Source organism: Bradyrhizobium sp. SEMIA (assembly GCF_014844175.1).
GTDB lineage: Bacteria > Pseudomonadota > Alphaproteobacteria > Rhizobiales > Xanthobacteraceae > Bradyrhizobium > Bradyrhizobium arachidis.
The window spans coordinates 5,789,053-5,811,844 of the sequence record NZ_CP046601.1; the positions used below are offsets into that span (position 1 = coordinate 5,789,053).

The 22,792-nt window shown below is 63.9% G+C and carries 23 protein-coding genes and 2 pseudogenes; 9 read left to right on the top strand and 16 right to left on the bottom strand.

The features are described 5' to 3' along the window. Nucleotides 1-32 precede the first annotated feature (32 nt). Together FOM02_RS28295 and FOM02_RS28300 are read right to left on the bottom strand one after the other, a co-directional pair. Nucleotides 33-233, bottom strand: coding sequence for a hypothetical protein (locus tag FOM02_RS28295; RefSeq protein WP_027559721.1), 201 nt, complete (start codon nucleotides 231-233; stop codon nucleotides 33-35). Nucleotides 234-235: 2 nt separating this feature from the next. Continuing rightward, nucleotides 236-442, bottom strand: coding sequence for a hypothetical protein (locus FOM02_RS28300; RefSeq protein ID WP_027559722.1), 207 nt, complete (start codon nucleotides 440-442; stop codon nucleotides 236-238). A gap of 277 nt (nucleotides 443-719) precedes the next feature. Between FOM02_RS28300 and FOM02_RS28305 the strand changes: the two genes are divergently transcribed. Then, nucleotides 720-1,016, top strand: coding sequence for a hypothetical protein (locus FOM02_RS28305; protein WP_156950850.1), 297 nt, complete (start codon nucleotides 720-722; stop codon nucleotides 1,014-1,016). Nucleotides 1,017-1,217: 201 nt separating this feature from the next. Here the strand turns inward: FOM02_RS28305 and FOM02_RS28310 are convergent, their stop codons facing one another. The 6 genes and pseudogenes from FOM02_RS28310 to FOM02_RS28335 all read right to left on the bottom strand — a co-directional run bounded on the left by FOM02_RS28310 (nucleotide 1,218) and on the right by FOM02_RS28335 (nucleotide 7,339). Beyond that, nucleotides 1,218-1,418, bottom strand: a complete 201-nt coding sequence (locus FOM02_RS28310; RefSeq protein ID WP_027559724.1) for a hypothetical protein — start codon at nucleotides 1,416-1,418, stop codon at nucleotides 1,218-1,220. Nucleotides 1,419-1,563: 145 nt separating this feature from the next. Continuing rightward, nucleotides 1,564-1,755, bottom strand: coding sequence for a hypothetical protein (locus FOM02_RS28315; protein WP_027559725.1), 192 nt, complete (start codon nucleotides 1,753-1,755; stop codon nucleotides 1,564-1,566). A 138-nt stretch (nucleotides 1,756-1,893) separates the two neighbouring features. Beyond that, nucleotides 1,894-2,640: a Crp/Fnr family transcriptional regulator gene (locus tag FOM02_RS28320; protein WP_027559726.1), complete on the bottom strand. Its 747-nt coding sequence runs from the start codon at nucleotides 2,638-2,640 to the stop codon at nucleotides 1,894-1,896. Further along, nucleotides 2,640-5,809: pseudogene (locus FOM02_RS28325) on the bottom strand (CheR family methyltransferase). Before FOM02_RS28325 ends, FOM02_RS28320 begins: the two are co-directional and overlap by 1 nt. Nucleotides 5,810-6,051: 242 nt before the next feature. Further along, nucleotides 6,052-6,321 carry a hypothetical protein gene (locus FOM02_RS28330; RefSeq protein ID WP_027559728.1) on the bottom strand — a complete coding sequence of 90 codons (270 nt, stop codon included), beginning with the start codon at nucleotides 6,319-6,321 and terminating at the stop codon, nucleotides 6,052-6,054. A 10-nt stretch (nucleotides 6,322-6,331) separates the two neighbouring features. Continuing rightward, a complete protein-coding gene (locus FOM02_RS28335) occupies nucleotides 6,332-7,339 on the bottom strand; it encodes a chemotaxis protein CheB (protein ID WP_027559729.1) in 1,008 nt (335 codons plus the stop codon). An 86-nt stretch (nucleotides 7,340-7,425) separates the two neighbouring features. Between FOM02_RS28335 and FOM02_RS28340 the strand changes: the two genes are divergently transcribed. Continuing rightward, nucleotides 7,426-7,830 (top strand): response regulator, encoded by a 405-nt coding sequence (locus tag FOM02_RS28340; RefSeq protein WP_027559730.1) that lies wholly within the window; start codon nucleotides 7,426-7,428, stop codon nucleotides 7,828-7,830. 51 nt (nucleotides 7,831-7,881) lie between these two features. After that, complete coding sequence (locus FOM02_RS28345) at nucleotides 7,882-8,073, top strand: hypothetical protein (RefSeq protein WP_027559731.1); 192 nt, start codon at nucleotides 7,882-7,884, stop codon at nucleotides 8,071-8,073. Nucleotides 8,074-8,420: 347 nt separating this feature from the next. Here FOM02_RS28345 and FOM02_RS28350 read toward each other — a convergent pair. Then, nucleotides 8,421-8,543 (bottom strand): annotated as a pseudogene (locus FOM02_RS28350) (oxidoreductase); the annotation flags it as partial. A gap of 295 nt (nucleotides 8,544-8,838) precedes the next feature. Here FOM02_RS28350 and FOM02_RS28355 point away from each other — a divergent pair. The 3 genes from FOM02_RS28355 (at nucleotide 8,839) to FOM02_RS28365 (ending at nucleotide 11,141) form a co-directional block, all read left to right on the top strand. Beyond that, on the top strand, nucleotides 8,839-9,018 hold the full coding sequence (locus FOM02_RS28355; protein ID WP_027559732.1) for a hypothetical protein: 180 nt from the start codon (nucleotides 8,839-8,841) through the stop codon (nucleotides 9,016-9,018). A gap of 6 nt (nucleotides 9,019-9,024) precedes the next feature. Beyond that, complete coding sequence (locus tag FOM02_RS28360; RefSeq protein WP_084334353.1) at nucleotides 9,025-10,182, top strand: DUF305 domain-containing protein; 1,158 nt, start codon at nucleotides 9,025-9,027, stop codon at nucleotides 10,180-10,182. 176 nt (nucleotides 10,183-10,358) lie between these two features. Beyond that, on the top strand, nucleotides 10,359-11,141 hold the full coding sequence (locus FOM02_RS28365; protein ID WP_027559734.1) for a Crp/Fnr family transcriptional regulator: 783 nt from the start codon (nucleotides 10,359-10,361) through the stop codon (nucleotides 11,139-11,141). 20 nt (nucleotides 11,142-11,161) lie between these two features. Here FOM02_RS28365 and FOM02_RS28370 read toward each other — a convergent pair whose 3' ends face one another. Continuing rightward, complete coding sequence (locus tag FOM02_RS28370) at nucleotides 11,162-11,770, bottom strand: cysteine hydrolase family protein (RefSeq protein WP_027559735.1); 609 nt, start codon at nucleotides 11,768-11,770, stop codon at nucleotides 11,162-11,164. A 23-nt stretch (nucleotides 11,771-11,793) separates the two neighbouring features. Further along, a complete protein-coding gene (locus tag FOM02_RS28375; protein WP_027559736.1) occupies nucleotides 11,794-14,115 on the bottom strand; it encodes an FdhF/YdeP family oxidoreductase in 2,322 nt (773 codons plus the stop codon). A gap of 123 nt (nucleotides 14,116-14,238) precedes the next feature. Between FOM02_RS28375 and fdhD the strand changes: the two genes are divergently transcribed. From fdhD to FOM02_RS28390, 3 genes are all read left to right on the top strand, one after another. Next, nucleotides 14,239-15,096 (top strand): formate dehydrogenase accessory sulfurtransferase FdhD, encoded by an 858-nt coding sequence (fdhD, locus tag FOM02_RS28380; RefSeq protein WP_084334355.1) that lies wholly within the window; start codon nucleotides 14,239-14,241, stop codon nucleotides 15,094-15,096. Between the two features lie 136 nt (nucleotides 15,097-15,232). Beyond that, the gene (locus FOM02_RS28385; protein WP_027559738.1) at nucleotides 15,233-15,538 is read left to right on the top strand and encodes a putative quinol monooxygenase; all 306 of its coding nucleotides are present in this window, start codon (nucleotides 15,233-15,235) and stop codon (nucleotides 15,536-15,538) included. 136 nt (nucleotides 15,539-15,674) lie between these two features. After that, complete coding sequence (locus tag FOM02_RS28390; RefSeq protein WP_159073926.1) at nucleotides 15,675-16,403, top strand: transglutaminase-like cysteine peptidase; 729 nt, start codon at nucleotides 15,675-15,677, stop codon at nucleotides 16,401-16,403. 200 nt (nucleotides 16,404-16,603) lie between these two features. Here the strand turns inward: FOM02_RS28390 and FOM02_RS28395 are convergent, their stop codons facing one another. From FOM02_RS28395 to FOM02_RS28415, 5 genes are all read right to left on the bottom strand, one after another. Further along, on the bottom strand, nucleotides 16,604-16,987 hold the full coding sequence (locus FOM02_RS28395) for a helix-turn-helix domain-containing protein (protein ID WP_027559739.1): 384 nt from the start codon (nucleotides 16,985-16,987) through the stop codon (nucleotides 16,604-16,606). A gap of 405 nt (nucleotides 16,988-17,392) precedes the next feature. After that, nucleotides 17,393-17,674: a hypothetical protein gene (locus tag FOM02_RS28400; RefSeq protein WP_265440310.1), complete on the bottom strand. Its 282-nt coding sequence runs from the start codon at nucleotides 17,672-17,674 to the stop codon at nucleotides 17,393-17,395. Continuing rightward, a complete protein-coding gene (locus FOM02_RS28405; RefSeq protein ID WP_265440311.1) occupies nucleotides 17,668-19,656 on the bottom strand; it encodes a Wzz/FepE/Etk N-terminal domain-containing protein in 1,989 nt (662 codons plus the stop codon). Before FOM02_RS28405 ends, FOM02_RS28400 begins: the two co-directional genes overlap by 7 nt. Before the next feature lie 309 nt (nucleotides 19,657-19,965). After that, complete coding sequence (locus FOM02_RS28410) at nucleotides 19,966-22,083, bottom strand: glycosyl hydrolase family 28-related protein (RefSeq protein ID WP_265440312.1); 2,118 nt, start codon at nucleotides 22,081-22,083, stop codon at nucleotides 19,966-19,968. An 84-nt stretch (nucleotides 22,084-22,167) separates the two neighbouring features. Continuing rightward, nucleotides 22,168-22,791, bottom strand: a complete 624-nt coding sequence (locus FOM02_RS28415; RefSeq protein ID WP_027559742.1) for a class I SAM-dependent methyltransferase — start codon at nucleotides 22,789-22,791, stop codon at nucleotides 22,168-22,170. Nucleotide 22,792: the final 1 nt, after the last annotated feature.

Genomic DNA, 22,792 nt, shown 5'->3' on the forward strand with positions numbered 1-22,792 from the left:
ACCCGGGGCGCCGTGCGCGGTTCCGCTCCACTCTACTGGTGAACGGCCTCCTGCGGCAGATCGAATTGCGCAATCCGCTGGTCCAGCCGCCACAGCTCGATGCGGTGGACCAGCACGAGCGCCGCGGCCTCGCGCTTGGCCTGCTCGTCATTGTCGCAGACGAGATTGATGCAGCCGAACACATGCCCGTCCGGATCGATCTGGAAGGCGCGATAATGCTTGATGCTCCGCATGGTCATTCTCCTCGTCTTGGGTAGACGGGCGCGCTGAGCCAGTCTGTCAGGTTTGAGGTCACCTCGTTCTGCTTGGCGCGGCGCAGCAATATCTCGCGCTCCTTGCCGGGCGGCAGACTGCGCGCGCGCTCGCGGGCGTTTTCGGCGAATGCGGCCAATCGCTCCTGAAGCGATTGGGTCTGTTTCCTGCGGTTGCGTTTGGCGGTCATTTGGTCTTTCGCGGGTGATTTCGGATAGAGGGAAATAGGCCCCGGCGGGGGATCGGGCGCCGGGGCCCAAGTATCTGTCAGTTGCCTGCCGGCCAGGGGCGGCCCAGTCCGGCAGCGTCGGTAGCTTCCGCCCCGGCAACGGGTTCCAGCATTTCAATAAGTTAACGCTGGGTGATTTTGCGCAAGGCGCGTGCGCACTGCGGCACCGGTTCGTCGACAGCGTGAATATGCGCGGCGAGAGGCGGTGCATTGCGAGACCGAATGCGCCGGAACCGAAATGCTGATTCGCTGGTTCATGAAGGACCTGAAGGAGGATCATCATGGCGAAAGCAGCATGGAAGCGGCCGGGCTCACCGATCGGCCGCAAGGGACCACGCAAGGCAAATCCCGCGTACAAGCGGCGCGCGCGCCAGCCGTGGACGCCTGCGGACGTGAGCAAGTTGAAGCAGCTCGCGAAGGGAAACACGCCGACGGGCGTGATGAGCGTCAAGCTTCAGCGTCCGGTCGCGGCCATTCGCAGCAAGGCGCAACGCAAGGGGATTTCGTTGAGGCCGACCAACCGCTCACCCTATAACAGGCGAACCAAAGCGGCGAAGGGGCGTTGACCGGAGGCACCGCCGGGTGACAACCGGACGCAACGGGGACGATGGACGTGGTGCTCATTTTTCCGGTTTCTGCCCACGACATCAGCGCATCGGTACGCGCCGACATCTGACCCGTTCCCGGCGCGTGCAGCTCGCACTTCATGCGCGTCTGCACGCGCCCGGATCGCCGTCTAGTTCGGCGGCTGCAAGCCGGGCGAGCGCAGCCATTCGCTCATCTGAGACCCCGTCTCCGCCTGGCGTGCCTTGCGCAACGTCTCGTCGCGCGCGGCCCCGGGCGGAAGCGTTTTGGCTTGCTCGCGCAGCCGCTCCGCTTCGGCAGCCAAGCGCGTCTCCAGCAAGTCGGTTTGTCTATATCGACGCCGTGTCAGCATGAGGCGTTCTCCCTGACCATGAGGCAGAGCGCGTCGTTGCGTTCCGGTCACAGGGTGGTTGCCAAAGCCGGATCGGCATGGCGAGCCATCAACGTCCTACACACCAAACGGTTGCTCGGGTTCCGCGAGTTGTCCGTCTCGGCCCTCAATCAGGTTCGTCTGTTCGATTGTCGCGATGGGCCTTGATCTCCGAGCGCGCCATCGCGCTATCCATCACCGCAAGTCGCGCAGCAGCCAAGGTCCGGTCGTGCTGCTCCGTCACCTGCCGGTGCTGGTCGCGGAGAACGCGGCTTGCTTCGATGGCGCGGGTCGCGCGGGCAAAGAGTGCATTTTGCATTGCCCATCATAGGAGCAGCAGCCGTATCCCGCCTTTGCGTAAGTTACTCAAACGACGTCATTGGCTCAAAACTCTCGCGTTCGCCTAACCTGGATCAAGATTGGGGATTAGGCACGCCGCCTTTCGAACATAAATCGATCAACTGCGCCGATAGAGTTGCAGGTAGCTCGGCGAGAACAGCGCTGCGTCCTTGAGCGCGCCGAGATCGTTGATGGTCAGCGTGCGGTCGCGCAGCACGATCAGGCCGGAGGCGCGCAGTTCCTGCACGGTGCGATTGAGATGGACCACCGACAGCCCGGTGGCGTCGGCGAGATCCATCTGCGTGATCGGCATGATGCAGGAATTGCCGTCGATCATGCCGACGGGGCGAAGCCGCTCGAAGATCTCGCAGAACAGATGCGCCACACGCTCCAGCGCAATGCGACGGCCGAGGTTGATCGCCCATTCGCGCTGGATGGCAGTGTTGATGAGGGTTTCGCACAAGAACGCGTCCGCGAGCGAGCGATCGCCCGCCACCAGACTCTCGAACCGCGCGCGCTTGATTTCGGCATAGATCGCCGGCGTCAACGTCGCGATGGAATGGTCCATCACCGACAGCAGGAACGCGTGCGCATCGCAGCTCTCGCCGGGGAAGATGAAATTGACGATCTGGCGCCTTCCGTCCTCGAGTGTCTTGTAGCGGCAGAGCCAGCCCGACAGCACGATGCGGACGCTGTCGACGGGATCGCCCTCCGAGATCAGGTCCTCGCCGGCCCCGGCGCGTTGCAGGCCTTCGAGCATGGCATATTCGAGCAATGCGCGGGCCTCAGTCGACAACGGCCTCAGCGCGCTCAGCCGGCGAACCACCGGCTCCACCAGGCTTCGATCGGAGGTCGACAGAGTCATCAGCCAGCCACCACGGGTGTGTGGAATGCGCGCTTGCTGAGGGGAATCATGATCGTGCATTGCAACCCGGCCGGATTGAATGCCATCGTGGTTTGCCCCTTGAACTCGAACGCCAGCGTGCGTTCCAAAAGCTCGGTGCCGAAACCCTTGCGCGGCGGCGGCGTGACCCTTGGCCCGCCGCGCTCGCGCCATTCGAACACGAGCTCCGCCGGCTCCGTGCTCTCGTCGAGGCGCCAACTGATTTCAATGCGCCCGGCCGGCTGGCTCAAGGCGCCGTATTTCAGCGCGTTGGTCGCGAGCTCGTGGATCGCGAGCGCGAAGGTCTCCGCGGCCTTGGGCTGGAAGCGCACCTTGGGGCCGGAGACGCGCATCTGCTCGCCTTCGCGAGCGTTGTAGGCGAGCAGCTCCTCTACCACGAGATATTCGAGGTCGACGCCGCCTTCGGGATCGCGGGTCACCAGCGCCTGGGTGCGGGCGAATGCGTTGAGCCTGCCGTCGAGATGGGAGGCATATTCTTCGACGGTGGTGCTGGAATCGGCCGAGCGGCGGGCGATCGAGCGCACCACGCCGAGCGTGTTGCGGACGCGGTGCTGAAGCTCGGCCAGCAGCAGGCGCTGCCGCTCCTCGGCGCGGGTGATCGCGGTGACGTCGATGAAGGTGATGACGACGCCGGCGATGAAATTGTCGATGCTGCGATAGGGCAGGATGCGCACGATGTAGCGCGTGCCGCTGTCGGGCGCGCTCAGCTCGCGCTCGGCGGCGGCGAGCGTGCGCAGCACGCGACGGACGTCGTCGTAGAGCTCCTCGATCGGGATGCGCGCCTTGATATGGGCGATCGGGCGGCCGGTGTCGGTCTCGACGAGATGCAGCACCTGCGTGATCGCCGGCGTGAAGTTCATCACGCGCAGATCGTTGTCGAGGAACACGGTCGCGATCTGCGTGCTCTCGAGGAAGTTCTTGAGGTCGCTGGTGGCGCGCGTCAGCTCCTGGACGCGGTGCGCCAGCTCGCCGTTGACGGTGGTCAGCTCCTCGTTGACCGACTGCAACTCCTCGCGCGAGGTCTCGAGCTCCTCATTGGCCGATTGCAGCTCCTCATTGAGCGACTGGTATTCCTCGTTGGAGGATTTCAGCTCCTCGTTGGTGCTTTCGAGCTCCTCGATGGTCGCCTGGAGGCGCTCGCGCGTCGCGCGCAGCTCGCTTTCGAGACGCTCGACATGCTCGGTGCGCACCAGCACGTTGGGATTGCCCTGGTTCGCCTCCATCGTGCGAACCGGGCCTCCTTGAACAGGACGACGAAGTTGCGCTGGCTGCCGGCGCCCTCCTGAATCGGCTCGACGGTGATGTCGACCAGGACGCGGTGGCCGTTGACGCCGAGTTGCACCTGCTCGGCATGGGCCGGCTCGCCCGTCTCCGCCGCGCGGCTGAGCGCGGTGCGCAGCTCGAGCCTGAGATCGCGATGCACGAGTTGCAGGAGGTCGAGCGTGGCGGCGCCCGCCGTCGGCTCGATGTAACGGCCCGTCCGTCCGGAGAAATGCAGGATCTGGAAATTGTCGTCGGTGATGACGTAGGCGGGCGCATAGCGCTCCGCGATCCGCTGCGCGCGGCGTTCCAGGCCGACGTCGGGCCCAAACGAGCGCACCGGCGGCACTTCGACCGGCGCCCTGCCCGCCGCGGTCGTGATCGGAAATTCCGGCGGCAGCCGCGTTCCGGTCTCGAGCTTCTTGAAGATGCGGGCACGGCGGTCGACCGGCGCGAACAGCTTTGGATGCCGCGTCACGTTCTCGGAATTGCCGAGGAACAGATAGCGGTCCGGCAGCAGTGCGAAGTGGAACAGGGGGATCACCCGGTTCTGCAATTCGGCATTGAGGTAGATCAGCAGGTTGCGGCAGGAGACGATGTCGAGCTTGGAGAACGGCGCGTCCTTGATGACGTTGTGCTGCGAGAAGATGCACATCTCGCGCAGCTCCTTGACCACGCAATAGGTGTCGCCCTCGCGCACGAACCAGCGCGCCAGGCGCTCGCCGGTCATGTCGGCCTCGATGTTGGTGCGGTAGCGGCCGACGCGCGCGGCGGCGAGCGCACGGCCATCGATGTCAGTGGCGAAGATCTGCACCTGCGGCGCGGAGTCCATCCGGGCCATGTGCTCACGCAGCAGGATGCCGATCGAATAGGCCTCTTCCCCCGTGGCGCAGCCGAGCACCCAGACGCGCACCTGCTGGCCCGCGGCCTTGCCCTCGAATATCCTCGGAATGATCTGGCTCTCAAGCACCTCGAACTCGCGCTTGTCGCGGAAGAACTCGGTGACGCCGATCAGGAGATCGTTGAAGAGGTTTTGGGCTTCGTCCTTGTCGTTGCGCAGGAGATCGACATAGGCGGAAATCTCGTCGATCTGGACCACTTGCATGCGCCGCTGCACGCGGCGCAGGAAGGTGTTCTGCTTGTAGCCGTGGAAATCATTCCCGGTCTTGTTGCGCAGGATGTCCGCGATGCGCGACAGCGAGGTCGCGGCCGCGGCGAGCACCTCGTCGAAACCCTGCTTCTCGTCCAGGCGCCGCAGATGTCGGGCGTAGACCTGGATATGTTCCGGGATGTCCTCGGGCGACAGCACGTAATCGGCGATGGCGGCGGGTCTATTGCTGTCGTGCAGCTGGTCGGCCTCTTCCTGGCTCACGACTTTCTCGGCGATGGCGAGGCCGCCGTGATCCTTCAGGGTCGCGGTGCCGAGCGTGCCGTCGCCGCCGGTGCCGGCGAGAATGACGCCGATGGACTGCTCGGCGCGCTCCTCCGCCAGCGACACCAGGAAGCTGTCGATGGTGGCACGCTCGCCGGGCGCCTGCTCGGCCTTGCGGATCGCGAACCGCTCACCCTGGATCGTAGTGATCATCGCCGGCGGGCACAGGTAGATGGTGCCGCCCTCGATCGCATGGCCATCGCCGATATCGGCGACCTTGCTGCCGTTGGAGTCCTGAACGATCCGGCGCAGCCGGGCTTCGTCGAAAGCCTCGTGATGCTGAAGGGCCAGCACAATGGCCTGATCCGTGCCCACGCTGAGCTTGGCGAAAAAACGTTCGATGCTGTCCAGCGCGGCGGGCGAGGCACCGACGCCGATGATCAGCGGGGACTTGATCTGACGCTCTCCCTCGACCGGCTGGTCGCCGATTTCATTCATGGCTCTGGCAGCTTTCGTTCACCGACCGGAACCAACAGGGACCGGCCCCTGCAAATAGCAGAAATCGATATTACCCCAACAGATCAAAGGCCAAAATGTCCCGAAGTGTTACTCACGCCCGTACCAGGCGTGGTCGGTCGGTTCCAGCCCGAAAGCCCGGGCGTGCCCGGCTTGGCAAAAGCCGCAATGCAACGAAAACGGCCGAGGTTGGAGCGCCGGATACGCAGCCAGGGCAGCGGCCTTCAGTTGCCCAGATCGACCTCGCGCTGGAGATATGCCACGCGCTCCTCGATCAGCGTCCGGTGACGCTCCCACTCGACCAGCGTCTCCTTGAGCAGTTGCACCAGCCGCTCCGCCTGACGGGTGTCGTGGCCGCCGGCCATGAGTTCAAGCACGCGTTCTTCCTGATCGCGGATGCGCTGCCAGCCTTCCTCGATGTCGTGGTCGGCCTTCACCAGGAGGCTCTGCTCGGCATTGAGCTGCGCGGTGCGTTCGGCAGGGGAGATGGCCATGGCAGAGCCTTCACGCCTCCCGCTTGCGAACGGGAGGATCGAGCGATTTTAGCACGACGCGCCGGATCATGTCGGCATATTCGCGGTATTCGGCAGCCCTCACCTCGTACATCTCCGCGACAGCGGCCCGCCCGGCACGCCGGCCCTCGGCCGCCATGCGCTGCACCAGTTCCGCCCGCTCCTCGATGATACGCAGCGCGACCCGCAAGGCTTCATCCACCCGCCCTTCCTGCTCCTTAGCGAGCGTATCGGCGGTGAAGCCATGCCCGACCTGGCAGCGGAAACGCGTCGGACGGGCATCCTTGACCTGGGACAGGACGCCGCCACAGGCCGGGCAGGTCAGCGCGACTGGATCGGCCATCACCATCAGGCTGTCGCTGCCGATCCGTTCGCCGGCGGCAATCTCGACCTCGAGCCTGATCTCGGGCGGGATCGGCAGAGCGGCGCCGGCCTGCTCCCTAACGAGTTCGGACAGAACGTCTCCCATACCGGCGCCGGGAAAACAGAGATCGATGGTGGTCGCCTCCATCGCGCGCCGCGGCATCTCGTCGGCGATGGCGTCCGCGGGATCCTGGACCACGGTCATCCCGCCGCAGCGCTTAATGGCGTTGAGGCCGGCGACGCCATCGGAGAGAAGGCCGCTCAGGAGCACCCCGATGACCCGCGGCCCGTGGTTGAGGGCCGCGGAGCGGAACAAGGCGTCGATCGCCGGACGAACCATGTTCTCACGCGGGCCGCGGCCGAGGAAGACGCGATCCTCAGCGAGCAGCAGATGATGGTCGGGCGCGGCCAGATAGATCCGACCCGGCTCGATCTTCATACCGTTCTCGGCCTGCCGGACCGGAAGCGGGCCGGCATTGCTGGCGACGGTCGAGAGGATGCCGATACCTTGGGCCGGAATGTGCAGGACGACGAAGACGGCGGCGGGTAGGTCCGCGGGCAGACCACCCAAGATTTGCTTCAACGGTTGGGTGGCTCCGGCGGAGCCCCCGATGACAATGATGTCTCGGTTGCGCATGGAACCGGCCTCCGTTTGCATCGTTTGCACCAAGGCGGGCCACCGTCTTATGTTCCTATGGGCTCGAAGCGAATGCCGGAGGCACCATGGCGGTATCGCCGACATCGTCACGTCAACGCGCGCAACTGAGTGGGCGGCGCATTTTCGTGGTCGAGGACGAATATTTTCTCGCCGACGACATCAGCAATACGTTCCGCGCGCTCGGCGCGGAGATCGCCGGTCCCGTCGGTCACCTCGAGGACGCGCTCAAGATCCTGCACGACGGCAGCGTCCTGGATGCCGCCGTGCTCGACGTTAACATCCGCAGCGAGATGATCTTCCCGATCGCGCGCGAGCTGAAGGCACGCAACGTGCCCTTCGTGTTCACCACGGGATACGACAAGATCACCCTCGGTCCGGAATTCCAGGACGTGCCGCTGCTGGAAAAACCGATCGATCTTCCGGCGATGGCGCGGAAGCTGGCCGCGCTCATCGCCGATCCGCAGGCCTGACACGCAACGAGGCGTCTTGCTTTGCACTTCTCAACGCGCAAGGAGCCGTCGATGATCTATGTACCGGACTCTCCCCTCGACCGAAAACTCCTGAGCCATTCGCACGACCTGGTTCGCGAGGCCATGGCACTGCTGCGCAGGAGCGACCATCTGGTCAGCGGGCAGCGTCTGCGCGACGAATTGGAGCAGGAGCGCCGCAACGCGGCGCGCCGCGACAGGCAGAGAACCGCACGAGACCGCTGAGTTCAGAGGTTTGCGGGATCAGAACAGATGCGCGAAAGCGAGCCAGACGGTCACCGCCAGGCACAGGAGAACCGCAGCATAGGGCAGCGCGACGCGCAAGACAGGCCTCCCCGCTCAGCTCACCATCATCCAAACGATTGCCACCAGCATCACTACAAAACCCGTGATGGCGGTTGCCACGAACGCCTGTTCGACGCGATCCATTGCCATCGCAGCCCCTCTTCCAGCCAGGGCAGTCTGATCGCTTACGAGCCCCGGCGCATTAGGGTATGTGAATCGACGCCCTCCATCTGTTTGGCCGCGCGGAATTTGCCGCATCGCTGCGCGGAAATTGCAGCGCCCTGGCCTTACGACTTGGCCGTGCCCGGCTCGGCCATCTTGCGATGCTGCTTGGCCAGCATCTCGTTCGTCGTGACGTTCGCCACCGTGGTCTGGATCTTGTTCTTGAGCCCCGTGACGATATCCGCGTCGCGCAAATGGCACTGGCAAGGCCATGGCCGCCTGCTGATGTCGACACATCCGGACCGACCGCCCGCGCCGCTGCCGGACGCCACCACCCTGCTCCAGGGCAATGAAGGGGTGATCATCGGGCTCGAGACCGGTAATCACCGCAGGAACCATCGGCGCATCAGCGAGTCTCATCAACGCTTCCGGCGTCCCCCCGCTTCCGGAAGCGTACTAGACCGCAGCCCCGGCGCTCGCCCCCCCTTCACGCGCCGGGGCTAGCGGCGTGAGCCTGGAGGCAGGCCATATCGGAGGCAGCTCATGGGCAAGACCAAGGGTCTTCGCGAGCGGATCGTCGGCAGGGCCAGGCAAGCCGTCGGCGAGCTCATCGGCGATCAGGATCTCCACGACGACGGGAAGGCGCAAGCCGAGCGCGGCCGCGACGAGCAGGGCCAGCCGAGCGAGCTCAATCCGCTGAAGAAGCTCAAGCAGCTCACGTGAATCGCCGTGCAGCCGGCTATCTCCCTTCAACACACTGGCGAGAGCACCTCATTACTCTCCATACGTCGGCGGCATTCACGCTGGATCGCCGCTGCCGCGCTCGGCCTCATCAGCAGCAGCTTCTCGACCATCATCAGCCAGCTCTTCGCCGCCCGGATCGGCCGCGATGCCGCGGTCGACTGGATGACGGTCGCGGCCATTCCGGCGCGCGACTGGGCAATCAGCTCCGAGCCGTCGTGGAGCGCGATCCTCGCCGGCATCGCCTTTCACCAATGGGCGGATTTTTCCTGGGCGCTGGTCTTCTTCGGCGCGCTCGGGCGCTGGACCGCCGATTTGCGGCCGCTGACGATCCTGCTGCTCGCGCTGCCCTGGGCGGTGTTCTCCTCGGCCATGGAATGGTTCGTGCTGGTGCCGCTGTTTCCGTTCTGGCAGCCCTTGTTCACTCTGCAACAGCCCTACTGGATCGGCCTGCTCGTCCACGGCTCATCCGCCGTGATGTATCCCCTGTTCGCGTGGCTGCGCTGGATGCCGGGCGACGCACCGGCACGAGACGTGCGCTTCACCAATGCCTGGGTCACCGGCGCGGTTGCCGCGATTGCAGTGCTCGGCACGATCGCGCTGCTCGGCAGCATCGGCTACGAGTTGCCGTGGATGGGCCGCGACAAGGATGCCGACCAGGCCTATCTCCGCCACATGACGACGCATCACACGCAGGGTATCGAGCTCGCGCAGAGCGGCGCCGAACGCGCCCGCGACCCGCATCTGCGCAAGCTCGCGATGCTGATGGTCGCAAGCCAGTCCGGTGAGAACAGGATTTTCGAGACCTGGTGGCTGAGCTGGTTCGACACGGACATGCCGGATTGCAGCACGGACGAACGTGCCGCCATGCCGGGCTTCCTGACGCCGAACGAGATGCGGCAGGTCAAGACCGCGCCGGCGGACCAGTTCGACGCGTTGTTCGTCGCAGCGATGAGCAAGCATCACAGAGGCGCGGTCAGGATGGCTGACCAGATGTGGCACAGCCGCGGTGATCTGCGCCTGCGCATCATGGCTCATGCCATTCGCCACGAGCAGCAGGGCGAGATCGCGCTCATGCAAGGCGTGAGTGGCGTTGCCGCCGTCATCACCGCCTTCCGCAACATGCTCGGCGACAACGTCAATTGAACGCTGGGAACCTTGGTTCGGCGAGCCGATTGACGAACACAGTTCCCTGACCTCACGCGATCATGCGACATGGCTGCTCCCGGCCCATTCGTCGACGCAAACGTATCAAAGGTTAATGCTTTCCGCCGCCCATCTCGGCCAAAGTCCGACGCGGGCGGCGGGCCATCGGACATCGCATGCAAGTAGGATTTGCTTACTCGAGGCTCGCCGATCGTCTGGCGAGCCTTGCCGACCTGACCGCCGACGATCTCGACCTTCTCGCGAACATGCCGAGCGGCATTGCGCATGTCGGCGCACATCAGGCCATTCTTCGCCATGGCGACGAGACGACCCAATGCTGCCTGCTGCTCCAGGGCTATTTGTCCTGGCAGAATCCGGAAAGCGCGGATGGGCAGATCACATCGATTTGCGTTGCCGGCGACATCGCCAACCTGCACACGCTCCATCGCCCGCGCGTCGACGGCAATCTGATTGCGCTCGGCCCCGCGATCGTCGCCCTCGTGCCGCATCGCTTCTTTCGCGAGTTGGCGGCGCGTTCGCCGGCGATGGCGCACGCCCTGCTGCTGATGCTGCTGGCAGATCACGCGATCCAGCGCAACTGGACCGTCAACCTCGGCAGCCGCGATGCGTTGACGCGCGTGGCGCATCTGCTCTGCGAGATCACCACACGTTTGCAAACCGTCGGCCTTGCCAGGGATTTCAAGCTGTCGTCGCCGTTCACCCAATCCGACATCGCGGCCGCTTGCAGCATGTCCCCGGTGCACGCCAATCGCACCATCCAGGAGCTTCGCCGCTGCAACCTGCTGCAATGGCAAGGCAAGACCATGACGATCACGGATTGGCCCGGCCTGGTCCGGCTTGCCGGCTTCGACCCGGCCTATCTGAGCATGCGATCCGGGGAGAGCGATCCGCGGCCGGCGCGACCGAGAGCGGTGCCGGCCGACGTTGCGCTCGCATGAGCTGGTTCGATTCGTGCATTCTACGCGCGCCAGAACTCCGCCAGCTCTTCGGCGGTCACGAGATCCACCTGGCCGTGAAAGCGGGTGCGGTACATCGTCATCAGCGCATCGTGTCCGACGTCGGATGAGCTGCACAGCGCGTCCTCGACGATGACGACCCTGAAACCGAGATCGACCGCGCTAAGGACCGTCGACAGAACGCAGACATCGGTCTCTGCCCCGGTGATGACGACCGCGCCGACGTGCTTTTCGACCAACAGGGTCGCAAGACCGGGATTGCTGAATGCCGAATAGGCCGGCTTGTCGATGACGACGGCCGGCGGAACGAACCGGCCGAGCGCCGGCACCAGCTCGAGCGCGGATGGCGGCAGGTGCCGGCGCGTAGCCTCGCGCCAACGGTGAAAATAGCTCTGCCATTGTCCGGGCCGATCTTCCGGACCCTGCGGCGTGATGAAGCGCGTGAAGATCGTCCTGGCCTGGTAGCGCGAAGCGATGACGGCAATCGTCGGCAACACCCGTTCCATCCACGGCGTCGCCCACAGCCCGCCGGGCGCGAAAATATTCTGCATGTCGATGCAGAGGTGAACGGCGTTCGTGATATCGGCGACTTTCGACGTGCTGTCCCTCATCGTCCTCCACCGCCAGCTCGCGTTCAGGTCGCCGAAATCGGAGCCTCTCCGTCATCGAGGATCTCGGGCGGGATGTCCTTGAACAGCCGTACCGGAACGGATTTCGCCGCGGGGACCTTGCTGCCCTCCGCATAGTGCCAGAGCGGTATCAACACGTTGCATTCCGGATAGTAGCCCGCGACGCTCCTGCGTGGGATGCCGTAGGGCACGACCTGGAGCTCGCTCAAGCTGCGCTCGACGCCATCGCCCGCTTCCGTCACCAGCGTGACGGTATCCCCCGACTTCAGCCCGTCGTCCTCCATGTCGGCAGGATTCATGAACACGACGTAGCGACCGCCCGTGATGCCGCGAAAGCGATCGTCCTCGGTATAGATCGTGGTGTTGAACTGCCCGTCCGCGCGCATCGTCATCAACTCGTAGATGCCGTCGCTTTCGCGCGGCGGCGCGAAGGCCGCCTTCGGAACCGTGAAGTTCGCTTTGCCGTTCGGGGTCTTCCACTTCCGTTCGCGGGCCGCGAGCGGCCGCGCAAAGCCGCCGGGCTCGAACATCCGCGCATTGAAGTCCTTGAATTGATCGGGATAGGTGCGCTCGATGGCGTCCCTAACCTTCGAATAATCGGCGACCCAGGCGTCCCAACCGACATCGGGATTGGGCTTCAATGTCGCTTTGGCGAGACCGGCAATGATCGCCGGCTCCGACAGAAGATGTTCGGCCACCGGCCTGCGCTGGCCGCGCGAGCCATGGATGCAAGCGGTGGAAGCCTCCATCGACACCGCCTGCGCGCCGCTCGCCTGCTGGTCGATCTCAATTCGGCCGAGGCACGGCAGAAGGTATGTGATCTCTCCCGGCACGAGATGGGTACGGTTGAGCTTGGTCGCGATCTGCACCGACAGGCGCAGGTGTGACCATGCGGGCTCCATCAAGGACCGCTCGGGGACGGCGCGCGGGAAATTGCCGCCAAGGCTGACGAAGCCGCAAACCTCGCCCTTCAGGATGCCCTCGCAGGCGTCCACCGTCGACAAACCATCCCATCGGGGCGGCTCGAAACCGTAGAGCTCGGCAAGCTTGTCGAGCGGCACGAGCTTGGTCTTTTCGGAGATGCCGACCGTGCGCTGGCCCTGGACATTGGAATGGCCCCGGATCGGCGAGATCCCGGCGCCACGCTTGCCGATATTGCCGCGCAGAAGCAGCAAGTTGACGATCATCTTCGCCGTCTCGACCCCGTGCCTGTGCTGGGTGACGCCCATGCCGTAATTCGCGATCACGGCGTTCGCCGCCATGTAGGTGTTCGCGGCCGCCAGCATTGCCGACTGCGGCAGGCCGGACGCCCGCTCGATCTCGTTCCAGTCCTGCGCGCGGCAGAACCTCGCGAACTCGTCAAAGCCAGAGGTGTGCTGCCTGATGAAGTCGACATCGATCACGCGCGGCTCGCAGTATTCTACGGCGCGATCATCCGCTTCGATCACCAATTTGCAGATCCCGATGATCGCCGCAGCGTCGCCGCCGACCCGCACCTGATAATATTGCGAGCTGATCCGGGTCCCGCCCGCAATCATCTGGACCGGATTTTGCGGATTGACGAAGCGCTCCAGGCCGCGCTCGCGAAGCGGATTGAAGGTCACGATCGGCACACCGCGCTGCGCCGCCTCCTGGAGCGGATGCAGCATGCGCGGCGCGTTGGTCGTGGTGTTGTGGCCGAAGAAGAAGACGCAATCGGTGGTCTCGAAATCCTCCAGCTGCACCGTGCCGACGGGAACGCCGATCACCTCCGGCAGCGCCACCGATGTGGTCTCGTGGCACATGTTGGAACTATCGGGGAAATTGCTGGTGCCGTACATCCGGCCGAACAATTGGTACATGTAGCTCGCTTCGAGCGAGGCACGACCGGACGTGTACATGATGACGGAACGCGGATCGAGGCGGTTCAGCTCGGCGCCGATCTCGCGGAAGGCCTCGTCCCAGCCGACCGGCAGATATTTGTCGCTGGCGCGATCGTACCGCATCGGCGTCGTCAGGCGCCCCTGCTCCTCCAGTTGATGGTCGGACCAGGTTTGAAGCTCGGCCAGCCTGTGCTGTGCAAAAAACTCCGGCGTCACGGTCTTGCGCGTGATCTCCCAGGCCGTTGCCTTGGCGCCATTCTCGCAGAACTCGAACGGACGCGGTTTCGCCGGCTTGGCCCAGGAACAGCTCACGCACATGTAGCCATCGGACTTGTTCTGCTTGAGCAGGATCTCGCTGCCGAGGATCGCGACCTCTTCCTGTGTCAGGATGTGAGCAACGGCGTTGAGCGAGCCCCAGCCACCTGCCGGAGCATCATAGGTCTCGACCTTTGCCTTTTGCCGCATGACATGTCCTTCGATCGTGCAAGCCCTGCACGCGAAGAACCCGAGATCCGATCGCAAGTTCCTGGACGTTTCGGAACCTTGCTCGCGCTCGCGCGTCGATGAACAGACGTAAGGCAAGCATTCATGCACGGCTCCCAATTCAACGCACGCGATCGTGCCTCTGCCCCCAAGGCCTCGGTGAAAATGCCCCGGCTCACGTCGAGCGGCATGCATGACACGCGCGTCATGGCCGAGGAATGTCCCGTGGCGCTCGTCTACGACGGAACGACCGCCGCCGTGCTGATGGCCAGCCCCGGCGATCTGACCGACCTCGCCCTGGGATTCAGCCTGACCGAGGGGATCATCACGGACATCGGCGAGATCGAGGAGCTCACGGTCGTGCCCAGCGCCGACGGCATCGAGCTGCGGCTATGGTTGCGGCCGAACGCGGGGCGCCTGCTGAAGCAACGACGCCGGCACCTCGTCGGACCGACCGGTTGCGGCCTGTGCGGCATCGAAAGCTTGCATGAAGCCCGCCGCATCGCACCGCCAGTCGAGCGGCCGACTGGCCTCACGTCCGAACAGGTCAGTTCGGCCATCGCGGCGCTCTCCGAGTCGCAAATCCTCAATCACGTGACACGCGCCACTCACGCGGCCGGATTTTTCGAGCCGGGCAGCAGGATCATGATCGTGCGGGAGGATGTCGGCCGCCACAATGCGCTGGACAAGCTCGCCGGCGCTCTCGCGCGCGAAGGGACATCCGGGCGCGCGGGCGCCGTCGTTCTCACCAGCCGCATCTCGGTGGAGATGGTGCAGAAGACCGCTGCGATCGGTGCCGGCGTGATCGTCGCCATGTCGGCGCCGACCGCACTGGCCGTGCGAACGGCGGAGGCCAGCGGCATCACGCTGGTCGGTGTCGCGCGGGGGAACGAATTCGAAATCTTCAGCCATCCGGCGCGGGTGTCGATGTCCGAGGCCGAGGCAGATGCAGCGTCGGGCTGAGCTGCGCAGCCGAATTCACGCGTACATCCCGCGTCCTTCTTACCTGGGAGGTAATCGACCGGCCCCAGTCGCGTGATGCATCCTCACGTCGACTGGCAGCAATTCCCGCCAGGGCGAACATCAAGGCAATTCACCCATGCCGGTTACCTACGTCATCAAGTTCGACGTCGTGCCTGAGCAGCGCGAAAATTTTCTGCGGTTGCTCGGGACGGTGCTCGATGCGATGCGGAACGAGCCGACATTCCACCAGGCGGTCCTGCACCGCGATCCGGCATCCGAATATCGCTTCATGCTCTACGAGACCTGGGAGAGCCATGAAGAGGTCCTGAATGTCCAGATTAAGCGATCCTATCGCGACGCCTGGCACGAGGCGCTTCCCGGGTTGCTCACGCGCGATCGCGATATCGAGATCTGGGAGCCGCTGCGGAGCGACCATCGTTGAATCTTAACTGAAATCACACCATGGCCGCCGCGGCGCCAGAGCTTTCGCGCCGATCCATTCAATTTGAAACAATTGCTTAGCGGGATCGCGAGCGGTCTTTGCGAACCTCCCACCCGGAATCCGGTGGGGAATGGGCATGACGAAGTTCTGCATGGAGGGGCGGACCGCCAGACGGCTTCGCGCGTGGACCGCCGCCGCGGCTGCCGCGGCCGCCCTGTTCGTCTGGGATGCGCTCCCGGCTCACGCCTTCCTTGCCCGACCGGCGCTGTTCGCCGCGATCGGCAACGCGACCAAGGCGCCCAATGGCTGGCTCCAGCTCTGCGCTGCAAACGCCGACGAATGCAAGCCCTCAGCCGATCAGGCGCGCGACGTGACCCTCACGCCGGAGCTGCTCCAGCAACTCTACGACATCAACAAATACGTCAACGATCGCGTGACGTGGACCAGCGATACCGAGCTCTATGGAAAAACCGAGCGCTGGGCCTACCCGCTCGACCGCGGCGATTGTGAAGACATGGTCCTGCTCAAGCGCAAGCTGCTTGCGAAGACCGGTTGGCCCCAGGGCGCGCTGCTCATCACCATCGTCGAGGAGCACGGCCAGACCAGGACACGCCATGCCGTCCTGACCGTCCGGTCCGATCGGGGCGAAATGATCCTCGACAACCAGACGCCGGAAATCCTGTTCTGGTACGAGACGAATTATCGATACCTGTCGCGCCAGAGCGCGACGGATCCAAACGTCTGGGTATCGTTCGGTGCCGAGCAGGCCAAACCGGCCGTTGAGCTCGCGTTGTCGGCTTCGCCGCTTCCCGCGTCGCTTGCCTCGTCCTTCCCCTTGCCTCCCCCTTTGGGGATCAGGCCCTAAAGCGCGATGAGATGAGGATGAATCGTCATCGCGCTTTAGGTTATTGTTTGAGCATAATCTTTTCGGAAAACCGCTGCGCACTTTTCCGGATCATGCCCTAGCGCCATGTCCGTTCCGAGGACATCGGAACGGGGCTTCCGGATTCTCGTTTTGACGCACTTTCCCGATGTGAACCGGCGTTCACTTTGCTCGCAGACGCGCTAGCCCTTCTCGGGGCGCCGGAGCCGCGGCTCCTGGCGTGCACGCAGCTCCTCCTCGTACTTCAGTTTCTCGAGCAACATGTCAGTTACAAGACGTCGCAGTTGCGCGTTTTCCACCTCGAGGCGCTTGATGGTGTCTTCGGAGCTGGCATCGCGCGGAACGCTCGAGCCGATCTCGATCGCGCCGCCTGTCCCATCCATCGCCGGCTCGGGAGATTTGAGCATCTTCTTCCAGCGATGATAGGTCATGATGCTGACGCCGAGCGCCTTCGATATCTCGCGCTGGGTCTTGCCTCTGGCCGCGAGTTGATCCGCCTGGGCCAACTTGTCCGAAATTTCCCGCGAATCATGTCTCCTGCCGACCATCTCGCCCTCTCCGGCCAATGTCCCCGCTTTGCCCTAGCAAAGCGGGATTAGTTAACCTTTTCAACTTACTAATGAAAAGTAGCTTCGTAGCGACAGGCTTGGCGCGAATTGTCCCCACAGTAAAGCCTTCTGCGCGACCATCGCATTGCCGATGGTTAATTTGCGCTCGCCCGATGCCCCCGGCCGGTCCCGCGGCCCTGTTAGCACACACCGGCGTCCTGCCAAAATTCCCCTCCAGACTCAGGTCGCCTTCAACCCCTGGAGCCTGCATCGCAAATTCGATCGCGGATTTAAAGGAAAAATCGGAGCTGCGGCCAGCGGCCGGTAATCCCGCCGCCCGCACGGAGCCACAGTGGGTCCGGAAGATGAGGATGATCTTCTGTTACCCTAAGCTGAGGTTGCGATTTGGCGCAGCTTCAACTTTTAATAATAGCCGTTCTGGCCGCCGACGGCATCCAGCGTCTCATGCCGGCTGAATTCCTTGAGATCGACCTTGTTGAGCACCACGCCGAGCAACCGCTCGTAGATCTCGGGAGCTCCGAGCAACTGCTGTCGCACCGTGTTCTTGCGCGATCGGCCCCACTCGATCACCTGAACATATGAATCGATCATGCCTGCCGTTCCGCGCACCTCGGCGACAGGACCGAGCGGCGGCAGGTCGATGATAATGTACTCATATGTCTCCCGCAGCTGCTCGATCAGCATCTTGAGCGCCTCCGAGCCGAGAAGCTCACTGCCGTGAGCATCACGGGACCCGAGGACCGTCGGCAGGAAGGCGGGCCGCGCGCGGTGCGAACGGCATCGTGCAGTCCGACCTCTCCGGCGAGAACCTCGAGCAGGCCGCTCGCCGCATCCGGGGCCATCGCCCGGCTCAGCGTCGGATTGCGGAGATCGCCGTCGACCAGAATGACCTTCTTGCCGACATGCGCGATCAGCTCCGCGAAATTGCTGGCGATCGTCGACTTGCCTTCGTCCGGCAGCGTCGAGATCAAACCGACGACCCTGCTGCGCTGGCCCGCGGTGCTGACGTCGACCGCCACCTTGATCGAGCGCAACGAGGCGGCAAACAGCGACGATGGATCGAGCACCACCCGGCCGAGCATCGCATCTGCGCCGGCGGGCATGACGGCAGCATCCTGCATGGCGTTTCGCCGCCATCGCGCGAGCAGGCGCGATCGCGGCGGAGCGTCGAGCAGCGGCACGACGGCGAGGCATTTGACCTGAAGGGTTTCGTGGACTTGCCGCCTGCTCCGGAACACCGGATCGAGCGCCTCGCGCAGGCCGGCAACCGCAAGACTCAGCGCAAGGCCAAGCACCGTTGCGACGCCCAGGACGACGGAGGCCCGGGGGCTGCTCTTCTGCTTGGGCGCGGTTGCCGCGCTGATGATGCGGGACTCGGTGATCGGGAACGATTGCTGCTGGATCGCCTCCATATAGCGCTGGAGGAAGCTGTCATAGATCGTATGGATCGCCTGGGCGTTGCTTTCGAGCTCGCGCAAGCCGATACGCTCGCGGTTGGTGATGCGCGCATCCGAGACCATGTCCGCCAGCTTGTTCTTGATCGACTGTTCCCGAGCCGTCGCGATCTCATAATCGCTCTTGGTGCTTTCGGCGATGCGGCGCAGCTCGTCGGTGATGGACTGGCGGATCTGGTCCATCTGGGCGCGCACATTGATCGCGGCCTGATGGTCGCTTCCATAGCGTTGCGAGAGGAGGCCTTCGCGCGCGGCGAGATCGAGATACTGGTTGCGCAGCCGGATGACGATCTCGCTTCGCAATGAATCCACCACGGAGGCATCGGGGATCTCCATCTTGAGGACCTCCTGGATGCGATCGAGCCGCGCCTTCGCCTCGGTGCTCGCGGCGCGCGCGGTGCTCAGCTGACTGGAAATCTCCGCAAGCTGCTGTTCCTCGAGCGAACGAGCGCTGGCGCTGGCGCCGCCGGCCGCAGGAGCGACGGCGATGTCGAAGATCTTGTTCTTTTCCTTGTAGTCGAGCACGGCGCGATCGACGGCCGAGACCTGCTCGCGCAGCTCGGTGATCCGGTCCTGGAGCCATTTGCTGGCCCGCCGCGTGGCCTGGTATTTCGATTCCAGCTGATCGACGATGTAGGCCTCGGCAATGCCATTGGCGATCTCAGCGGCGCGATTCGGGCGCAGCGAGGTAAAGGCAATGTCGAGGACGTAGGTGCGGCCGACCCGGCTGATGCTGCGCTGACGCAGCAAGGCATCCAGGGCCTGGGACTGCCGGCTTTCGGCGTCCTGCGCCGAATTGCCGGATCCCCAAAGCCGCGCTCCGTTGCCTGCGAACTCCGGGTCCTCCGTCAGCCGCATCTCCTTGACCACGGACAGCCCGAGTCCTTCGGATTTCAGCACTTCGACCTGGGTTTCGACCTGCGTGGTGTCGAGCGGCGTGTCCGAGAACGACACCTGCTGCGGTTGCAGGACACGCAATTTGCTGGAGTCGATCTGCATCATCGCATGCGCGGTGTAGCGCGCAGGCGTCGTCAGCAGATAGACGAGGCCAAGACCGATCGAACAGGCGGTGACGATGACAAAGACGAGATATTGGCGGCGAATGAAGCCCCATATCTGTTCGACCAGATCGGACACGGAAATGGTACCGCCGAGACTCTCGCGGTCGATCTGATCGATTGGCTTGGCTGGTACTGCCGTTCGGGTATCCATCGTTGTCCGCCGAGGATCCGCGCCAACGGCGCGCCCTCGTCCAAATCCTCAACCTTCCGGCCGCGTGACGAGCGTCTTGGGCCACCGGAAACGCTCCGCCGAAGCCGATCGTCCGGTCCCTACGCACAAGACGTATCGTCGCCCGCTTCAACGAAATAAAACAGACGACGTCAGCGTCATCTGCACGTCACAAGTGGCGAGGGCACATGCGATCGCTCTCGCCACTCCGTTCCGATCAGCTCGACACGGCTCAACCATGAACCGGCGTGATCGTCTCGAGATCGTCTACCGGACCGGTCCGCTGGAGAGTCACCTCTCGATGACGTTGACCGTGTTGCGCCGCTCGGTCGCCAGCAGCACGCCGCGGTCGATGACCAGGCCCACGCGCGACGATCCAATGACGTTGTCCTCCACGACGACGTCACGCACGCCCGGAAAGACCGGCGTTACGCCGGTCACCTCGATATGAGCGTCGTTGTCCATATGGTTGCCGCGCACGACCACGGCACGGACCAGTGGCGGTTGCTTCAACATGCCCGGCGGTCGTACCGCCTGAACGGCGATCAAGGCTTCGCCGGACGCAATCGTGCGATCAGGCCCAGCCTGGTATGCGTTGCCTTCGATAATTCGATTGTTGAGGATCTGCACCTGCCAGCTTGGCTGGAAGTGGTGATAGATCAGGGCGCGGTCGAAGAACCCTCCGGTCCTCGTAGCGACGTTGCCGGCAAGCACGTGATTCAAGCCGGTGCCATAGAACTGCGCGGCAACGCCGACGTCTTCGAATGTGTTGTCGACGATGAGATAGTTCTGATGCATCTGGACTACGGTGACGACCGACGTCGCATCGAGTTCGACCGTGAGCTTGCGGTCCAGCGCAACCGACATCGGCCTATCGTTGCCGGCCGGGTCGAAGGCCGCAACGCGCGCGAATTGGCCGGCTCCCCGCCCGTCCGCGACCATGACCACGGCGCCCACCCAGGTCGTTGCGATCACGCGCTCATTCGCCGGCCCCGGCAAGGATAGCCGGTCCGGCGCGACACTCGAGGCAGGACCGAAATAGAAGCCGCCGCCTCCATCACTCGACACCGCTTCGCGATCCCAGCCGTATAACGCCTTGAACACATTGTTGGCGAAGAACACGTTTTCCGAACCGGTGACGTCGGGCGAAAGCGTATTGATCGACCCTCCCGTGCCCTGAAGATCGGCCGCCGTGACGGTGTTATTCTCGAATATGATGCGATTTGCGCCAGTGAACGAGTACCACCCGAACCTGCCGTTGTTCAAAACATTGCCGGATATGACGGTGTTGCTCGGCTTGAACAAGTAGAGCGATCGGCCCGATCCGACGACATCGCAATCGGTCACCGTCAATTTGTCGCCCGTCAGACGAATCGTATCCAGCGATTGGCCGTATTGCCGGTCGATCTTCAGCATCCGCTGAAAGGTTTGCTCCGGAGACATGTGGCCGCGAAAGGCCGAAGCGCGAATGCGCACGCGACGAACGGCGATGTCCGATGCGCTCGGAATCGGCACACCGTTCAGAAAGCCACCAACCACGACGTGGCCGTGCCTGGAGGCGTAGATCGTCAGATCCTCGATGGCGAAATGCGACGTACCGGCGATCAGCGCTTCCGGTGGATCCTCCACGTCCTGCCAGACCAGGTTGACGAGATCCGTGCGCTCGCCCCTGAGGGTCACATTGGATGGGATCAGGAGCGGCCCCGTCATCAAATACCGCCCGCGCGGAAGGTAGACGATCCCGCCGCCGCTCTGTTGGGCGGCACTGATCGCCGCTTTGACTGCCCGCGACGCGTTTATGATGCCATCGCCGAATGCACCATATTCGCGAACGTTGAAAATCGACCGTCTCTCCGCGGCGGCGGCAACGACGTGAATGCGTCCGGCGTCGACGAAATCATCTTCGTCGCCGTCGCCGTTCGAGAGGCGCAAGCGATAGTCACCCGGTGCAACCGTGTCCGGAAGACGAAAACCTCCGTGCCAGAGGCTCCCTGCGACGGACGTCAACGTGACCGGCTGGCCCGCACGTTCCGGAAGCAGAACGAGCTTTGCGCGATCCGGCTGCCGCACGATGTTGCGCCCGAATACGCGCACCGTTTCGCCCGGCGAGACCGTGTCGCCGAGGCTCGCCTGCACCCAATAGACCGCCGGCCTGTTGAGGCGGAGAGAAACCTCGCCTTCCGGATAAGCCAATGTGAAGCGGTAGATTCCCGGAGCAAATTCCTTTGGAACGACAAACTTCACGGATTGCGCGTCCTGCTGGATCAACTCCACGGACCGCGGACCGGCTGCCTGCCCCGACGCGCCGCCCGGAACGCGGCTGATGCTGATCGCCTTGACTGCGTCCAGCTGCGAGCCGGTGACGATGACTGTCTCATCCGGACCGACGGGATCGTTGTACCAGAACACGTGCGGCTGCGCGGCTGCGCCCGCAACCGTCAGTCCGATCAGCGCGAATGCGATGCAGACCGATCGAAACATCGCGGGCGCGTTCTATTTACGGGCAACGGCGAGCATCGATTTCGCCAGCGGGGGGATGCGGCCGACGCGATGAAATTCCACGTCGTGCAGACCCGCTTCCTCGAGAAGCTGGCGAAGGGTCTTGTACGACCAGAACTTGATATGCCCATGGTCCCACAGGGCAGTAAAATGGTGGTCGAGCCTGCCCGTAACCGCCATCGTCAGGTTTTTCCAGTATCCGTGATAGGGCGTGCTGATGATCGCGGTGCCGCCCGGCTTGAGCAGACTATGAACGGTGGCGGCAAATTTGCGCGGGTTGTAAAGGTGCTCGACGACCTCGAGGCTCACGACGAAGTCGAACTGGCCATATTTTTCCATGGCGTCGTAGGCCGAGCCGCGGTCGATCTGGAGATGCGGATATTTCTGCCGCGCATACCGGATGCCGGTTTCGGAGGGATCGACTCCGACGACGGAATGACCGCGACGATGCAGCAGCTCGGTGACCGCTCCGTTGCCGCATCCGAGATCCATCACGCGGGTCCCCTTCCCGCCCCGCTCATCGAGCACGGCAAGCAGGCACGGCAGCAGGATGTCATGCGATCCGTTCAGCTCGGCATCGTCAAAGGTATATCCGGAGATCGACTCGAGCTGTTCCATA

What these genes read in the sequence shown, in the direction of transcription:
- FOM02_RS28295 (WP_027559721.1), bottom strand. Translation starts at nt 233, where the DNA reads ATGCGGAGCATCAAGCATTATCGCGCCTTCCAGATCGATCCGGACGGG.
- FOM02_RS28300 (WP_027559722.1), bottom strand. Translation starts at nt 442, where the DNA reads ATGACCGCCAAACGCAACCGCAGGAAACAGACCCAATCGCTTCAGGAG.
- FOM02_RS28305 (WP_156950850.1), top strand. Translation starts at nt 720, where the DNA reads ATGCTGATTCGCTGGTTCATGAAGGACCTGAAGGAGGATCATCATGGC.
- FOM02_RS28310 (WP_027559724.1), bottom strand. Translation starts at nt 1,418, where the DNA reads ATGCTGACACGGCGTCGATATAGACAAACCGACTTGCTGGAGACGCGC.
- FOM02_RS28315 (WP_027559725.1), bottom strand. Translation starts at nt 1,755, where the DNA reads ATGCAAAATGCACTCTTTGCCCGCGCGACCCGCGCCATCGAAGCAAGC.
- FOM02_RS28320 (WP_027559726.1), bottom strand. Translation starts at nt 2,640, where the DNA reads ATGACTCTGTCGACCTCCGATCGAAGCCTGGTGGAGCCGGTGGTTCGC.
- FOM02_RS28330 (WP_027559728.1), bottom strand. Translation starts at nt 6,321, where the DNA reads ATGGCCATCTCCCCTGCCGAACGCACCGCGCAGCTCAATGCCGAGCAG.
- FOM02_RS28335 (WP_027559729.1), bottom strand. Translation starts at nt 7,339, where the DNA reads ATGCGCAACCGAGACATCATTGTCATCGGGGGCTCCGCCGGAGCCACC.
- FOM02_RS28340 (WP_027559730.1), top strand. Translation starts at nt 7,426, where the DNA reads ATGGCGGTATCGCCGACATCGTCACGTCAACGCGCGCAACTGAGTGGG.
- FOM02_RS28345 (WP_027559731.1), top strand. Translation starts at nt 7,882, where the DNA reads ATGATCTATGTACCGGACTCTCCCCTCGACCGAAAACTCCTGAGCCAT.
- FOM02_RS28355 (WP_027559732.1), top strand. Translation starts at nt 8,839, where the DNA reads ATGGGCAAGACCAAGGGTCTTCGCGAGCGGATCGTCGGCAGGGCCAGG.
- FOM02_RS28365 (WP_027559734.1), top strand. Translation starts at nt 10,359, where the DNA reads ATGCAAGTAGGATTTGCTTACTCGAGGCTCGCCGATCGTCTGGCGAGC.
- FOM02_RS28370 (WP_027559735.1), bottom strand. Translation starts at nt 11,770, where the DNA reads ATGAGGGACAGCACGTCGAAAGTCGCCGATATCACGAACGCCGTTCAC.
- FOM02_RS28375 (WP_027559736.1), bottom strand. Translation starts at nt 14,115, where the DNA reads ATGCGGCAAAAGGCAAAGGTCGAGACCTATGATGCTCCGGCAGGTGGC.
- fdhD (WP_084334355.1), top strand. Translation starts at nt 14,239, where the DNA reads ATGCACGGCTCCCAATTCAACGCACGCGATCGTGCCTCTGCCCCCAAG.
- FOM02_RS28385 (WP_027559738.1), top strand. Translation starts at nt 15,233, where the DNA reads ATGCCGGTTACCTACGTCATCAAGTTCGACGTCGTGCCTGAGCAGCGC.
- FOM02_RS28390 (WP_159073926.1), top strand. Translation starts at nt 15,675, where the DNA reads ATGACGAAGTTCTGCATGGAGGGGCGGACCGCCAGACGGCTTCGCGCG.
- FOM02_RS28400 (WP_265440310.1), bottom strand. Translation starts at nt 17,674, where the DNA reads ATGCTGATCGAGCAGCTGCGGGAGACATATGAGTACATTATCATCGAC.
- FOM02_RS28405 (WP_265440311.1), bottom strand. Translation starts at nt 19,656, where the DNA reads ATGGATACCCGAACGGCAGTACCAGCCAAGCCAATCGATCAGATCGAC.
- FOM02_RS28415 (WP_027559742.1), bottom strand. Translation starts at nt 22,791, where the DNA reads ATGGAACAGCTCGAGTCGATCTCCGGATATACCTTTGACGATGCCGAG.